17 protein-coding genes are annotated in these 14,781 nt (G+C 60.8%); 9 read left to right on the top strand and 8 right to left on the bottom strand.

The genetic code is table 11. The features are described from left to right. Nucleotides 1-10 precede the first annotated feature (10 nt). The 5 genes from ACX80B_RS15835 to ACX80B_RS15815 form a co-directional block, all read right to left on the bottom strand. Complete coding sequence (locus tag ACX80B_RS15835; protein WP_459297889.1) at nucleotides 11-952, bottom strand: phosphodiesterase; 942 nt, start codon at nucleotides 950-952, stop codon at nucleotides 11-13. Nucleotides 953-1,117: 165 nt separating this feature from the next. Then, the gene (locus ACX80B_RS15830) at nucleotides 1,118-2,179 is read right to left on the bottom strand and encodes a glycine betaine ABC transporter substrate-binding protein (RefSeq protein ID WP_459297887.1); all 1,062 of its coding nucleotides are present in this window, start codon (nucleotides 2,177-2,179) and stop codon (nucleotides 1,118-1,120) included. A 5-nt stretch (nucleotides 2,180-2,184) separates the two neighbouring features. Next, nucleotides 2,185-2,949: an ABC transporter permease gene (locus ACX80B_RS15825; RefSeq protein ID WP_459297885.1), complete on the bottom strand. Its 765-nt coding sequence runs from the start codon at nucleotides 2,947-2,949 to the stop codon at nucleotides 2,185-2,187. Beyond that, the gene (locus ACX80B_RS15820) at nucleotides 2,946-4,268 is read right to left on the bottom strand and encodes an ATP-binding cassette domain-containing protein (protein WP_459297964.1); all 1,323 of its coding nucleotides are present in this window, start codon (nucleotides 4,266-4,268) and stop codon (nucleotides 2,946-2,948) included. The genes ACX80B_RS15825 and ACX80B_RS15820 overlap by 4 nt, the downstream gene beginning before the upstream one ends. Before the next feature lie 4 nt (nucleotides 4,269-4,272). Beyond that, nucleotides 4,273-4,914, bottom strand: coding sequence for an ABC transporter permease (locus ACX80B_RS15815; RefSeq protein WP_459297883.1), 642 nt, complete (start codon nucleotides 4,912-4,914; stop codon nucleotides 4,273-4,275). 320 nt (nucleotides 4,915-5,234) lie between these two features. Here ACX80B_RS15815 and ACX80B_RS15810 point away from each other — a divergent pair, with 320 nt between their 5' ends. Both ACX80B_RS15810 and ACX80B_RS15805 read left to right on the top strand, forming a co-directional pair. Continuing rightward, a complete protein-coding gene (locus ACX80B_RS15810; protein WP_459297881.1) occupies nucleotides 5,235-5,498 on the top strand; it encodes a hypothetical protein in 264 nt (87 codons plus the stop codon). Between the two features lie 123 nt (nucleotides 5,499-5,621). Continuing rightward, nucleotides 5,622-6,044: a hypothetical protein gene (locus ACX80B_RS15805; protein ID WP_459297879.1), complete on the top strand. Its 423-nt coding sequence runs from the start codon at nucleotides 5,622-5,624 to the stop codon at nucleotides 6,042-6,044. A gap of 136 nt (nucleotides 6,045-6,180) precedes the next feature. Here the strand turns inward: ACX80B_RS15805 and ACX80B_RS15800 are convergent, their stop codons facing one another. Beyond that, the gene (locus ACX80B_RS15800; protein WP_459297877.1) at nucleotides 6,181-6,435 is read right to left on the bottom strand and encodes a hypothetical protein; all 255 of its coding nucleotides are present in this window, start codon (nucleotides 6,433-6,435) and stop codon (nucleotides 6,181-6,183) included. Between the two features lie 126 nt (nucleotides 6,436-6,561). Then, complete coding sequence (locus tag ACX80B_RS15795) at nucleotides 6,562-7,281, bottom strand: alpha/beta hydrolase family protein (RefSeq protein ID WP_459297875.1); 720 nt, start codon at nucleotides 7,279-7,281, stop codon at nucleotides 6,562-6,564. Between the two features lie 92 nt (nucleotides 7,282-7,373). On the opposite strand from ACX80B_RS15795, the gene ACX80B_RS15790 reads away from it, so the two are divergent. The 3 genes from ACX80B_RS15790 to ACX80B_RS15780 are packed head-to-tail and all read left to right on the top strand — an operon-like array spanning nucleotide 7,374 to nucleotide 9,000. Further along, nucleotides 7,374-8,381: a 1-aminocyclopropane-1-carboxylate deaminase gene (locus tag ACX80B_RS15790; protein ID WP_459297873.1), complete on the top strand. Its 1,008-nt coding sequence runs from the start codon at nucleotides 7,374-7,376 to the stop codon at nucleotides 8,379-8,381. An 11-nt stretch (nucleotides 8,382-8,392) separates the two neighbouring features. Next, a complete protein-coding gene (locus ACX80B_RS15785; RefSeq protein WP_459297871.1) occupies nucleotides 8,393-8,794 on the top strand; it encodes a toxin-antitoxin system YwqK family antitoxin in 402 nt (133 codons plus the stop codon). Next, a complete protein-coding gene (locus ACX80B_RS15780) occupies nucleotides 8,791-9,000 on the top strand; it encodes a hypervirulence associated TUDOR domain-containing protein (protein ID WP_459297869.1) in 210 nt (69 codons plus the stop codon). The genes ACX80B_RS15785 and ACX80B_RS15780 overlap by 4 nt, the downstream gene beginning before the upstream one ends. A 12-nt stretch (nucleotides 9,001-9,012) precedes the next feature. On the opposite strand, the gene ACX80B_RS15775 is transcribed toward ACX80B_RS15780, so the two are convergent. Continuing rightward, nucleotides 9,013-9,663: a TetR/AcrR family transcriptional regulator gene (locus ACX80B_RS15775; RefSeq protein ID WP_459297867.1), complete on the bottom strand. Its 651-nt coding sequence runs from the start codon at nucleotides 9,661-9,663 to the stop codon at nucleotides 9,013-9,015. Between the two features lie 199 nt (nucleotides 9,664-9,862). Between ACX80B_RS15775 and ACX80B_RS15770 the strand changes: the two genes are divergently transcribed. The 4 genes from ACX80B_RS15770 to ACX80B_RS15755 are packed head-to-tail and all read left to right on the top strand — an operon-like array spanning nucleotide 9,863 to nucleotide 14,771. Further along, nucleotides 9,863-11,599, top strand: a complete 1,737-nt coding sequence (locus ACX80B_RS15770; RefSeq protein ID WP_459297865.1) for a class I adenylate-forming enzyme family protein — start codon at nucleotides 9,863-9,865, stop codon at nucleotides 11,597-11,599. Next, nucleotides 11,596-12,378, top strand: coding sequence for an SDR family oxidoreductase (locus ACX80B_RS15765; protein ID WP_459297863.1), 783 nt, complete (start codon nucleotides 11,596-11,598; stop codon nucleotides 12,376-12,378). Before ACX80B_RS15770 ends, ACX80B_RS15765 begins: the two co-directional genes overlap by 4 nt. Nucleotides 12,379-12,429: 51 nt before the next feature. Next, nucleotides 12,430-13,674 (top strand): acyl-CoA dehydrogenase family protein, encoded by a 1,245-nt coding sequence (locus ACX80B_RS15760; RefSeq protein WP_459297861.1) that lies wholly within the window; start codon nucleotides 12,430-12,432, stop codon nucleotides 13,672-13,674. Then, complete coding sequence (locus tag ACX80B_RS15755) at nucleotides 13,674-14,771, top strand: phosphotransferase family protein (RefSeq protein ID WP_459297859.1); 1,098 nt, start codon at nucleotides 13,674-13,676, stop codon at nucleotides 14,769-14,771. The genes ACX80B_RS15760 and ACX80B_RS15755 overlap by 1 nt, the downstream gene beginning before the upstream one ends. Nucleotides 14,772-14,781: the final 10 nt, after the last annotated feature.

Genomic DNA, 14,781 nt, shown 5'->3' with positions numbered 1-14,781 from the left:
CGACGACGGCTCAGACGCGGGTGAGGTGGGCCTTCTTGGCTGCCTTGCGGGCGGCGCGGTTGGACGGGGCCTCTGCAATTTTCAGGCCTGCTGCCGCGATTCGGCGGCGGGTCTCCTCGGGGCTGACATGTTCGCCCACGGTGGGATGCTCGCCAATCGGGACCACCGAGTGCACGATCGTTTCGTCGTAGATGTGCACCAAGTTGAAAGCCTGGGCGCCGTCCCTCCCCCTGGTCCCGCCGACGGTCACGCTCAAATCCTGGGTGTAACAGGTGGCCGAAGCTACCGAAACCGGTATACCGGCGAACGTCGCCGTCGTCGAATAATGCAGGTGACCGGCCAGAATTGTCCGGACGTCCGATCCGCGCAACACCTCCGCCAGGTCCTGCTGTTCCCTCAGCTCAACCAGAACAGCAAGGTCAAGCACGCTCGGAACCGGTGGATGGTGCATGGCGAGGATGGTTCCATCGGGAGCTGGGTGCGCCAGTTCGCCCGCCAGCCAGTCAAGTTGGTCAGGGGTAAGCTGCCCGTAGTGGTGGCCGGGCACGGAGGTGTCGAGGGTGATGATGCGCAGTCCATTTACTTCGAAGGATGCGTCGACTGGCCGGGTCGAGGGGTTCACTTCTCCCAGCAGCCCACTGCGGAAATTTGTCCTGTCGTCGTGATTACCCATCGCCCAGATGATCTGAGCGCCGAGTTTTTCGGCCGCCGGCTCAACGATTGAGCGCAGCCTCGCGTACGCGTCGAGCTCTCCCTTGTCTGCCAGGTCCCCGGTCAGCACGATCGCCTCCGGTCTCGCCCCGGAGGCCTCAAGCTGGCCGAACAGTTCCTGCAGTCGGCGCTCACTGTCCACTGTGCCGTGCAAAGGACCAGGATTACCCAGCAGGTGGGTATCAGTCATGTGAAGAATGAAATGTCGCGGCCTGGGGTGTTCGGCCGGGATGAAATCCATGGGAACCTTCGATTTAGGCTTAGAGGCTGGCTTCGACTTCAGCTCCCATTATCCCCTCGAAAGGTAAAATCCCGGTAACGGCACGGCGACAGACCGGGATCCTGTTCTATAACAGCGGAACGACGGCCCCTCGCTTGTACTGCTTTGAGGTTTATTCCGGTGGGTTTATTCCGGTGCGAGCGGATTTTCGACCTCGCTGATGAAACCTTCCTTGACCATCCATTCAAAGGCCACATCCGCCGGCGTCCGGCCCTCCACGTCGACCTGCCCGTTGAGCTTACGCATGACATCGCTGGTCAATTCGGGCATGATCTGTGCGAAAATGTCGGCGATCTGCGGGTATTCCTTGAGCAACTCGGTCCGCACGACCGGCGCCGCGTTGTAGGCCGGGAAGAAGTTCTTGTCATCTTCGAGGACTGTTAGATCGAGGGCATCAATACGCCCGTCAGTGGTGAAAACTTCACCGAAATTGCACGCTCCGTTGTCGGTGGCGGAATAGACGGCGCCCGTGTCATAAATGCCGATATTATCGTTCGGCACTCCCTCCGGTGATCCGCGCTCCAAACCGTAGTGCTTCAGCATGGGGTTCATTCCATCGGAACGGGAATTAAATTCGGACTCGATGCAGAAGGTCCGCTCCTTCACGGGCAGGTCCTTCAGTTCCGAAAGCTTGGAGATGCCTCCCAGCTTGTCCACGGCCTCTGATCGAACAGCCATCGCGTAGGTGTTGTTCAGCGGTGCCGGCGGAAGCCAGGTCAAGCCGTTCTTCTTGTCGGCCTTCTTCACTGCCTCCCATTGCTTCTGCTGGTTCGGAATGCCTTTTTTCTTGCCAAGGTAGGTCAACCATGCCGTACCGGTGTATTCGATAGTGATGTCCGCCTGTCCTGACAGCATGATCTCGCGGACGGGCACGCTGCCGGGGACATTGGTTAGGTCTGTCACGTTGAAACCAGCCGCCTGCATGGCCAGTACAGCAATCTTTCCCAGGATCAGCTGCTCGGTGAAGTTCTTCGATGTGACAACAACCGTTTGCTCTTCCGCCCCGGGAATCTCCTCAATGGAACCGGGGCCCGCCGCTGGCACAAACGACGTCGCCGGTTGCAGTCCACAGCCACTGAGAATCAAGGCAAGTCCCACCAGCAGTCCGGTCACAATGGGACCACGTCCCCTACGGTTGTTGATGGACTTCGTTGCTTTGGCCGCTTCCGCCGCCTTCGCCGCTTTCATCGCCGTTACAGTCCCTTCGGGCGCGCCAGTTGCTCGACGACACGGCCCACCCAGTCGATTAATAAAGCCAGCAGGGCGACCAGTATTGAACCCGCGACCAGAACCGTATTCAGGTTCAGGTTGACGCCGGTAGTAATCAGAATGCCGAGCCCCCCGCCGTTGATAAAGGTTGCCAGGGCGGCAGTACCGACCAGCAACACGAGAGCCGTGCGGATACCCGCCAGCATGATCGGCACGGCTAGAGGCAGTTCGATGCGGAACAGCACCGCCGTCGAACTCATGCCCATACCGCGCCCGGCTTCCACCAGCCTGGAGTCGACCTGCTCAATCCCGACCATCGTATTCCGCAATACCGGAAGGGACGCGTACACGACCAGGGAAATAATCGCTGCCGTGAAGCCGAATCCAACCCAGAACGCAAGCAACACGATGAGCCCGATGGCCGGGGCTGCCTGTCCGATATTGGCAAGGGTCATAAAGGGACCGGTCAGGAAACGTAGCGGCCCCCGCGTGAGCAGGATTCCCAGTGGAACGGCTATCACGAGAACAATCGCCGCGGAGAGGAAGGTCAATGCGAGGTGCTCAAGGGTGAAACCCCACAACGCTTGTGGCGCCAGGGTGGTTCGTTCCGTGGCGGTGAGATCGGCCGTGCGCAGATAGATGAGTACTGCCGCGAGAACGACAAGAATCGCCAGCGGCTGGATGATCAGCGGCCGCCACTCGCGCCAACGTTCATTTCCGCGGACCTTGGCAGTTGTTGCCGTAGTCATGGCCGGCCGCCGTCAGCATCGGCACGGTGGGAGCCGCCTTCTCCGGTGCCCCTGTCCGCACTATCGTCAGCCTCCGCGTCGCCCGGGTCTGTGGTTTCCACCTGTGACATTGTGCCGGTGTTGATTCCCACCGGCGCACTTTCCATGTGCTCCTTGGAGGTGACTTCGTGCGCCCTGGTGATGGCATCCATGATCGCTTTGACATCGATGACGCCCATGAAAGTGTCCCGGCGTCCGGTCACCAGGGCGGCACCGGCGCTGGATACAAGCATGGTGTCCAGCGCATCATTCAGTGTTGCCCGGTCGCCAACCAGGGGCAGATGCTCGTCTGTACTGGAATCGATGGTTTTCAAACGCCCCAATTGGCGCCGGCTCAGCCATTGGATCGGCCGTTGGCGCTCGTCGACGATAACCGCGTGGTTGTGGCTGGCTTCATCGAGCCGGGCGAGCACAGCAGCCGCCTCATCACCGGGATGGGCGACGACGGCGTCGGCGAGCTCAACGTCACCAACACGGGTCAGCGTTAGCTGTTTCAGACCGGCACCGGAGCCGATGAAGTTTTCGACGAATTCGCTCGCTGGATCTGCGAGGATGCGCTCGGGAGTGTCGTATTGCACCAGCTGCGCGCCCTGCGAGAAGATCGCGATCCAGTCGCCGAGCTTGACGGCTTCGTCAAAGTCGTGGGTGACGCAGACGATCGTCTTCTGCACTTCCTCCTGGATATGCAGCAGTTCGTCCTGCAGCCGCTGCCGGGTAATCGGGTCCACCGCACCGAACGGTTCGTCCATCAACAGGACGGGCGGATCTGCCGCCAGGGCACGTGCGACGCCGATGCGCTGCTGCTGACCGCCGGACAGTTCCTTCGGATACCGGTTGCGGTACTTTCCGGGCTCAAGGGAGACCAGTTCCAGCAGCTCGTCCACCCGCTTGGAAATACGGTCCTTGTTCCAACCGAGCATCCTGGGGACCATGGCGATATTGTTTTCGACCGTCATGTGCGGGAATAGCCCGCCGGCCTGGATGACGTAACCGATCCGCCGTCGCAGTTTATCCCCGTCGATGTCCGTAACGTCGTCCCCGCCGAGCACGATCCGCCCCTCGGACGGCTCGATCAGGCGGTTGATCATCTTCAACGTGGTGGTCTTGCCGCAGCCGGACGGCCCGACTAGCATGACGATCTTGCCCGCGGGAATCTCCAGCGTCAGACCATTCACCGCCGGGTCCGATAGCCCGGAATAGCGCTTGGTGACCTTATCCAGCAGAATGCTTGCCCCGCTGACGCCGTTGTTCTCCGGAGTAGCGTTGGGGTCCTTTTGCATAGTTTCAGACACGGATACCTCGCGGGGTGGTTAGTCGGCCAAGGCCGAGGAGCAACAGGTCAAGAATGATGGCGAGAATAACGACGGCGACTACACCGACCACCACGGAATTCAGAGAGTTGGCACCGCCAAGCCGGGATAAACCGGAGAAGATGAAACCGCCGAGACCCGGTCCCAACGAGTAAGCGGTAATGGCGGCCACACCCATCACCATTTGGGCGGAAACACGGATGCCGGTGAGGATGACCGGCCACGCCAACGGCAATTCCACCCGCAGCAGGGTGCTGAACCGCCCCATACCGATGCCGCGGGCGGATTCAATCAATGAACGGTCGATGCCGGTCAGTCCGACGACAGCGTTGCGCAGGATGGGCAGTGCGGCAAAAAAGGTGACCACCATGACGGCCGGTGCCACGCCGAAGCCGAACGGTGCGATGAGAATACCGATCAGGGCAAAGGAAGGAATGGTGAGTCCGACGGCGGAGAACCCGTTGGCGAGACCGGTCAGTGATTTGCTGCGATAAACAAGGGCAGCGATGCCGACGGCGATGACCGTTGCCAGAATCAGGCTCTGCACCACTAGAGAGAAATGCTGGTAGCTCGAGAAGAGGATTTGGTCGATTCTGTCCACCAAAAACTCCCACACAATTTTCCTCCTTCTCCTCGTCCACCCCGTCAGTCGAGCACGGATTTCATCCAGCCGCTCGACCCTACAACACTAAGCGCATGTTGTGTCGAATCTATCTTATGCTGTGCTCTGCGTCACATTAGAGGATTTAGTCGTTGAGTTTGCGCGGTTCGCGCGACGCGGCACCACGCGAAGATCGTCCCGCCGGGTTGCTGGCGAAGCAGCCGGTCCTGAAGTAGTGTTGCGTTCGAAGCGCCGCCATCTGGAATCCAGAGAGCGGCGCTTGAACCCTGTAGAAGCACGGGGCTGCCCTAACGAGGAAAATTCGGGGAAGCGTCATGACATCGCATCTGAAGAAATTATGGGTTGCCTCCGCCAGGGTGGAGGACCTCGAGGTCGAATTGGACCAGGCCGCGGAGGATCGAAACACCGCCATTGTGGAAGCGATTGCCGCAGGCTTTCCGGTGGACCAGGTATCCGCCGCCGCAAATCTTTCCCGTGCTGAGATCGCCACTATCGCCTTGGCGTCGAGTGAAGACAACGACCGGGACGGTGAAGTAGCCGCGCTCAGCAGCGCGGATCAAGGATCACCCTCGTTGTGAGACTGCTTTCCGCTGGCGCCTCCTACCTCTGGAGCAGCCGGCACCGGAAGTTACGCATCGCCTAGCAATCTTCATGCGGCGTCCGTACGATCGGGAGGGTTGGACAACACAACGGAGGTTTTCATGGGTTACAAACTGAGTCACATCCCGCTACGCGCAGCAACCGGTGCGTTTATCCTCAACTCGGGCATGGGCAAGATGAAGATTGACCGGGAGAGTGCCGCCGGTATGCAGCAGATGGCGGCAGGCGCCATTCCGCAGATTGGAAAGCTGGACTCCGAGCAATTCGGCAAGTATCTCAGCTATTCGGAGATCGCCCTCGGTGGAGCGCTCCTGGCGCCATTTATTCCCAGCCGGCTGGCCGGAATTGGTCTGACGGCGTTTTCCGCGGGTCTGCTGGCAATGTATTTCAAGACGCCCGGCATGACCCAGGACGACGGGGTGCGTCCCACGCAGGAAGGGACCGGCGTCGCCAAGGATGTCTGGATGCTCGGTATTGGGCTCTCGCTGATCCTGGACACCCGCACCAAAACCACGAAGGGCTGACAGAGCCTCTGCTTCACGCGGATGCCCGGAACTTCCCACGAAGTCCGGGCATCCGTTTGTCATGTTTGATCAGTACTGGGCAGCTGGCGGCACGATTGGGATGCGGTCGCTGCAGCGAAATCCGGTCTGGCTACGCCTAAGAACGGCCGCCCGGGTTGTCTCTGTACTCGTCAGCTTCGTCATCCTTATCGGCGACCGGATCCGCACTGGTTGAGTTAATGCCCTCGCTGATACTGGAGTGAGCGGGAACTTCTTCATCGTCCGGATTCGGGTCCGATGGCACCCGGCCATCCGGTGTGCCGCCACCACCCCGGCTCTCGGAAAGATTCCGGAATATCCGTTCGGCTGCCTGTTCGATGCTGTCATCGGAGTCATTGTTCTTGCTGGACATGGATCACGCCTCCTTGGAGATCGTCGAACCGCCTGCTTGTCCTCCGGCGGCCGCTACTCCCAGCCTAAGCCGGAAGCCCGACGCACAAAAGGTCATTCCCACAAGCACTCCACAAATGAACGGCCCTCAGATTCCGATGAACTCTGCCCCTTCATCCAAAATCCGCTGCCATTCGCCCAGGGACGGATAATGCTCCATGTCAGGAATATGGAACAGCCTGCCATTGGCGACGGCACCTGCCATCCTGCGGCCTTGTCCCGGCGGGCACATCGTATCCTTGCCCCCGGTCACCAAGAGCATAGGAATGCTGATCATATGGGCATGGCTCAGCGGCGACGAGTCATACCATTGCTCCGGCAATAGGGTCGCGTCGAAGTACCGGCGGACGCCATCGAATTCGGTGTCCTGATAAAAGCTCGGCAGATGACAAGGCGCCCCGACAACGACAAGACCGGTGAGCTCCTTGTGGTCTGCCGCAGCGAGTCCGGCCATGAGGCCACCCATGGAGAATCCCAGTAAAACGGTCGGCCCGCTGGGCGACCGTTGCCGAATCCAGTCGAGGACCCGTCCGATGTCCTTCGCAGCGCTCAATCCGTAATCGTCGGCTCCAGTGGAGCCGCGCCACCCCCGCAGCGAGATTGAGACCGCATTCCAGCCCCGGTCCCTGATCTGTCGCGCAACGGGCGCAAGGGTGGAAGCGTCCTCGCCCCAACCATGAAGTATCAGAACTGTCGGGGCAGGAGCGGCGCCTGCTGCCCACCACGCATATCCGGCGAGGCGGACGTCGTCGTACTCAAAACTGAGTGCCACGGCGTCGTCGAGGATGGGTAACGGTTCGGTCATCATCGTCCACATTTCCGTCCGGGCCCCGTGACCAGCGTTTCCACCGTACGTATGATCATGGGGACAAGCCTAGTCAGCACGATCAAAGGAGATACATGGCCCTCTCGGATTTCGACCGGTATCCCCTGACGTTCGGTCCCAGCCCCGTGCATGAACTCCCACGGTTGAGCAGGCACCTTGGCGGCGCCCGGATCTGGGCCAAGCGGGAGGATGTGAACAGCGGACTGGCCTTCGGCGGAAACAAGACCCGTAAACTTGAGTACCTCATTCCGGATGCCCTGGCTTCGGGCGCAGACACATTGGTCTCCATCGGGGGTCTACAGTCCAACCACACCCGCCAAGTGGCAGCCGTCGCGGCGAAGCTTGGATTCAAGGCTGTACTCGTTCAGGAGTCCTGGGTCGACTGGCCGGATCCACTGAATGACCGTGTGGGCAACATCCTCCTCTCCAGGCTGATGGGAGCAGACGTGCGGCTGTCCAACGAAGGCTTTGGAATCGGCTTCAAATCGAGCTGGGAGGAAGCCATCGCCGACGTCGAATCTGCAGGCGGTAAACCTTATGCAATCCCTGCTGGCGCCTCCGATCACAAGCTGGGCGGGCTCGGCTTCGCAAACTGGGCGTACGAGGTTGAACAGCAGGAAAAAGAACTCGGCATCTTCTTCGACACCATCGTCGTGTGTGCCGTCACGGGATCCACCCAGGCCGGCATGATCGCGGGCTTCGCCGGACAGGAGCGGGTGCGCCGGATTATCGGCATCGACGCATCCGCCAAAATATCTGAAACACGGGATCAGGTGGCGCGAATCGCCCGGAACACGGCACAGCTGATCGGCTTGGGCCGGGACCTCCGCGACGAGGAAATCTACATCCTCGATGGTTGGGCCGGTGACTATTACGGCATCCCCGTCGACTCCACGAATGAGGCGATGCGCCTGACCGGAAGCCTCGAGGGAATGATCATCGACCCGGTGTATGAAGGCAAGTCGATGGCAGGACTCATCGGTCTGGTGTCCGGCGGCGAAATCAGCAAGGACTCAAACGTGCTGTTTGCCCATCTCGGCGGCCAACCGGCAATCAACGCCTACAGCGCCCTCTACCACTAAGGATTGCCCAAATGATGCACAATCAGATTAACGACGACGGCAACAAGTCCGGACCGTGGGACGAACGATTCAAAGACGGCAGGCTTTCCGGTTCGGGCGAATTCGCCAACGGGAAGCGGCACGGAGAATGGGCATTCTATTTCCGCTCCGGAGATGTGAAGGCGTCCGGGCGCTACCTGCACGGCGAGTTGGATGGCGCCTGGATCTGGTACCGCGAGAGCGGCAGGATGCTGCAGGCCGGTGACTTTTCGAATGGGGTACAGACTGGACTCTGGAAGCGGTACCACTCAACCGGGGAGTTGATGGACGTCGGCGAGTACAACAACGGGAAAAAGACCGGCGAATGGAAATACTACGACGACGGCGGGCAGCTGACCCGCACGACTAACCACAAGGGACAGGATAAGAAGTGAGCGGAAACTTTAAGGTTGGTGACCATGTGCGCTGGAACTCCGAGGCCGGCCACGTCGAAGGCAGGATCCTGAAGGTCCACACTGAAGATACTGAGTTCAAGGGCCGTATGCGCCGCTGCAGCAAGGACGATCCGCAGTATGAGATCGAGAGCGATAAGACCGGGCACATCGCCATGCACAAGGCATCGGCGCTGGAGAAGAACTAGCCCGGGGCGTTTTCAGAGGCGTGCTTGACCAACCGCCATCCTCGCGACAAGTCCGTAACGCACGACCACTTCCTCCGGAGTGAGTGGACCGCCGTGTTTGTACCATTGGGCAACACCGGTACACATTGTGACGACCGCCCGGCTGGCATCAATTGCGTGAGGCGTTGAAAAGACGCCCTCAGTCACTCCTGCCACGACGATCTCGTCCATCATCCGCTGTTGCTTGTCGCGCTGGGCAATGTGCCGGGGGCGGGATCCATCTTCCAAACTACGGATCTCACTTGCCGCTATGAACGCCAGCTCGCTTCGGTAAGCGTGGAACAACAACAGGCATTCAACCACCAGTCGAAATCTCTCCTCGACTGATGTCCCCGCGTCGGCCAGGGCCGCTTCGCTGCGGCTGAGCAGATCATTCATCGCGAACTCGACAATGCCGACCAGCAGGGCCTGCTTCGACGGATAGTGGTGGTAAAGCCCTGGAACGGAAAGGCCGGCTCCAGCAGCAACTACTCGGATAGTGGTCCCGTGATACCCGTGCTCCACAAAGCAGTCGAGCGCTGCCTGCAGCATCGGCGGCAATGAAGGACCGCTGAAATCACGCCACTGCCCATCAGTAAGTTCTTGAACCGGCTCGTCCACGCGCGCCGGGAGCGCTTTGGTCATGGGCAAGCCTCCTTAACAACCGTTCCCATAGTCACTCGAACTCCATGTCCTCATTGCACCATTATCTGCCGCCGCCTGTGCTCAACGTGAGCCTTGACACATTACGAGGCGTTGGCGCACACTGAATTATACCGAGCGATCGCTCGGTAGGAGAAACAGCGTTACTTCCAGATCGTATCCGAAGCAGGAGACATCGCTCATGCAGGAATCTGAATACAAACCATGGCTGCGGACCTATCCCCCTGGTCTCAGCAGCACCGTGGACGTGAATGCAACTTCGATCATCGACGCTTGGAAGAACCGGGTCTCGGCAAGTCCAGACCGCCCGGCCCTGAAGTATTTCGATGGGTCGCTCAGCGCCACCGAGGTGGATCATGCCAGCAGCGCTCTGGCTGCGGCGCTTGCCGACCGTGGCACCACGAAAGGCGACCGCGTCGGCATCTATCTGCAGAACATTCCGCAATATGCGTTGGCACTGCTGGCTCTGTGGAAGTTGGGAGCCATTGGGGTTCTCCTGAACCCGATGTACCGCCGGGCCGAGCTTCGGAAACTCGTTGACGACTCCGGCGCTATAGGAATTATCTGCACCGACACCGCCGTCGACGAAACACGTAACACCCTTGACGGCAGCACCGTTGGATGGATTATCGGTACGTCGGAACAAGACTTCCAAACCCGCTCCGATCCCCGCGTTTATCCAGCCACTGAGCGTGCGGCAGTGTCGGTTGATGGCGATCTCGCGCAGTTGATAGCGGAGTTTGACGGCAAAAAGGAACCGGAGATAGACCTCAATCTGGACGATGTCGCGCTCCTCGTCTACACCTCCGGCACGACCGGGCCGCCCAAGGGTGCGATGAACACGCATGGCAATGTACTTAACGTTGCCACCACCTTCGGTCAGTGGGCAGACCTGGCACCGGGCGACGTCGTACTTGCGGTGGCTCCGCTGTTCCATATCACCGGCGCTGTAATCAACGGAGTCATCTCCCTTATTTCGGACACGACGCTCGTGTTTACCGGCAGGTTTCATCCCGAGGTGGTGCTGGAAGCATTCGCCGAACACGCCGTGACATACACCATCGGCTCCATCACGGTGTTCAACGCCCTCTTTGAACTTGAACAGGCCACAGCCGCCGACTTCGCCTCTGTGAAGACCTTGTATTCCGGTGGAGCACCTATTGCACCAGCCACCATCGAGCGGTTCAACAGCCGGTTCGGCCAGTATATCCACAACGCCTATGGCATGACCGAAACCGCGTCCGGAGTAATCGCGGTCCCACCCGGGGCCAACGCACCGGTGGACCCAGACAGCGGGGCGCTCTCGATCGGCGTTCCCCTGCCCAATATGCACGTGCGCATTATTGATCCGGCGGGCAACCCTCAACCTGCCGGCCAACACGGGGAATTGGAATTGTCCGGCCCGCAGGTTGTTCCCGGCTACTGGCAAAACCCCGAAGCCAGCTCGCAGACGATGCCGGATGGCCGGCTCCGCACCGGCGACGTCGCCTTCCTGGACCAGGACGGCTGGGTTTACCTTGTGGACCGGCTAAAGGACCAGATCAACGTTTCCGGCTTCAAAGTGTGGCCGCGTGAGGTCGAGGATGCCTTGTATGAACACCCGGCCGTGTATGAAGCCGCCGTTGTGGGGAAACCCGATGATTACCGGGGAGAATCCGTCGTCGCGTTCGTCTCAATCAAAACCGGCGCGTCAGCAACTGAGCCGGAACTGATCGAGTTCACGCGCGATCGACTGGCCGCCTACAAGTATCCGCGCTCTGTGCACATCGTCGATGAGTTGCCCAAGACCATGACTGGCAAAATCCGACGCCGCGAACTCCGTGGTCTGGAGCCGGCACCAGCCACAGCCGACAACGCTGCCCCCAGCGCAGCCGTCAGCGCGGCCCCAACCGCAACCGTTCGGAAGGACACTATATGAGCACCCATCAGGTGAAGGCCCGGCGGCTTGAGGGCCACACTGCCGTCGTCACCGGCGCAAGCCGCGGAATCGGCCTGGCCATCGCCCACCGGCTGGTGGCCGAAGGCGCCAAAGTCTGCATCACGGCGCGTAAACCGGATCCTCTCCAGGAGGCCCTGGAAGAATTCCCCGAGGGGACCGCCATCGCAATTGCCGGTAAGGCCGACGACGCCGGGCACCGCCGCGAGGTTTTCGACACCATGTCCGACCGCTTTGGCCACGTCGACATCCTCGTCAACAACGCCGGTATCAATCCCGTCTACGGCACCATGATGGAGCTTGATCTAGAAGCGGCGCGGAAGATCTCCGACGTCAATGTGCTGGCAACCCTGGCATGGACGCAGGACCTGTACCGGCACGAGGGCCTGGGCTTCGCCGAGCGGGGCGGGGCTGTGGTGAACATTTCCTCGGTTTCCGGACAGACTCCGTCACCCGGTATCGGATTCTATGGCATCAGCAAAGCCGCCATCGCCCACCTGACCCGGACTCTCGGCGTCGAAATGGGCCCGAAGATACGCGTCAACGCCGTGGCTCCCGCCGTCGTCAAGACGCAGTTCGCCAAGGCGCTCTATGAAGGCAAGGAAGACGAAGTCGCGGCGAAATACCCTCTGCAGCGTCTCGGCACCCCCGATGACGTCGCCGCTGCTGTGGCGTTCCTGGCATCGCCCGATGCGTCCTGGATTACGGCGCAAATCCTCAATCTCGACGGCGGACTCGACGCCGCCGGCGGCACCGCCTGACCGCTGGCGCGTTCCACCGTATCCGATCTTCCAAACTGTAAGGACCCTACTGTGACCTCCACCTTGCCGGCTACGTCCGCGCCGCCGACCGACGTCGAAGAACTGCGGCGGCGTACTCGCGAATTCATCCGAACCGTCGTCCTCCCGGCCGAACCTGCTCCCGGCGAACGGCTCGACGACGACACCCGGCGCCGCTTGCAGCAACAGGCTAAAGAGGCCGGCGTCTTCGCTCCGCACGTGCCGGCGGAGTTTAGTGGACAAGGCCTTGCCGTGGAGGATTGGTCCCCCGTCTTCCAAGAGGCCGGCTACTCCCCCATCGGGGCGGCGGTGCTTAATTGCATGGCCCCGGACGAGGGAAACATGCACATGATCAACCTCATCGGTACCGCCGAACAGAAGCAGCAGTACCTCGCACCGCTGGCGGCCGGCGATATCCGCTCCTGCTTCGCCATGACCGAACCGCACCCCGGGACCGGTTCGGATCCCTCCATGTTGACAACCGCCGCGCACAAGGTCGACGGCGGGTGGACCATCAGTGGTGACAAGCGCTTCATCAGCGGAGCGGACGGCGCCGGATTCAGCATTGTCATGGCACGCACTGACGCTTTCGGAGACGCTCCGGCCGGAGCAACGATGTTCCTCGTCGATACATCCAACCCGGGCTTCATCCTCGGCGACCACATACACACCATTGACCGCGCCATCGGCGGTGGACACCCGCATGTTCGGTTTGACGATTGTTTCGTACCCGACGACGCAGTCCTGGGCGGCGTCGGACAAGGCTTCCGCTACGCCCAGGTACGGCTGGGACCGGCCCGGTTGACCCATTGCATGCGCTGGCTGGGACTCGCCCGACGATCACTGGACATCGCCCTTGACCGTTGCGAGCGACGTGAAATGTTCGGCTCCAAAATGAAAGACCTGGGCCTGGCGCAAGAGCTCATATCGCAGTCTGTCATCGACATCGAAACTTCCGACGCCATCATCACCAAGACCGGCGCACTGCTGGAATCCGATCCGAAAGCCGGTTCGGCGATGTCCTCAGTGGCGAAGGTGCACTGTTCGGAGGCAATCTTCCGCGTCATCGACCGGGCAATGCAGCTGTGCGGCGGTGACGGCATGTCAGACGCCCTGCCGCTGGCTTCCTTCCTCAACGAAGTGCGTCCCTTCCGCGTCTACGACGGACCGAATGAAACACACAAATGGGCGATCTCCCGCCGTGCTTCCAAACGCCGCAAGGAAGAGGTCGACGCCGGTGCCCCTTATCTGGCCGATGTCACCGATGGAGGACTCTAATGCAGAACCATCCAGATGGCATTGAAGTCGTCGGCACATCGGCCGATGCCGCCAACCTTGAATTGCCGCCGCTGCTGATAGTGGATGCCGTCACCGACTTCCTCGATGCTCACCGGCTCGGGTCCGGCCGGATTTCCTGGGAACGGATTGGCGATGGCCAGTCGAATATCACCTACCGGATAGAACGCGGCGGCCAGACATTCGTGTTGCGCCGCGGGCCCCGGCCGCCACTTCCCAAATCCACGCACGATATGGTGCGCGAAGCACGCATCCAGAAGGCGGTCGGCAGCCAAGGAGTCCCCGTCCCGGAGATCCTTGCCGTCTGCGATGACTCCGCCATTCTCGGCGTGCCGTTCTACATCATGTCCTTCCTCGAAGGATCGGTCCTGACAGACACCACCCCGGGCTACCTCGATGCTCCGGAACATCGGAAAGCCACCAGCGCCGCCGTCGTCGACACCCTGGTAAAACTGCACGAAGTGGACGTGACAATCCCCGAAGTCGCCTCATTCGGACGCCCGGACGGCTACCTCAGTCGACAAGTGGAACGTTTTGCCGCCCTGTGGAACGTCAACACCACAAGGAAACTGCCCGACGTCGAAAAGCTCGGCGACTGGCTGCGGAACAATCTCCCGCAGAGTCAGCGTGCCGCCGTCGTCCACGGCGACTACCGCACCGGAAACCTCATGTTCGGGCCTACCGCACCGCCGAAGGTGACGGCCGTCCTCGACTGGGAAATGGCCACCCTTGGGGATCCACTTGCCGATCTCGGCTATCTCACAGCCACCTATGCGGAACCCGGAAGCCTTTCGACCACCATGGAACTCACCTCGGTCACGCGCCAGCCCGGTTACCTGGACCGGAATGGGTTGATCGAACGATACCGCGATCAGACCGGGCTCGACGTCACCGCTCTGCCTTGGTATCAGACACTGGCCTTGTGGAAGGCCGCCATTTTCTCCGAAGCCATCTACACGCGCTGGCTCAAGGGCGAACGGCCACACGACAAGGTATTCGGCCCATCCCTGGAAGCCGGCGTGCCCAGGCTGCTCGAATCCGCCGGGCAGTTCGCCGGCATTGCCGTCCCCTCGAAATAAACCTCTTATC

The sequence above is a fragment of the Arthrobacter monumenti genome (genome assembly GCF_054511255.1).
The sequence above is the reverse complement of the archived record's forward strand: the minus strand, read 5'-3'. Positions and strand labels throughout refer to the sequence as shown.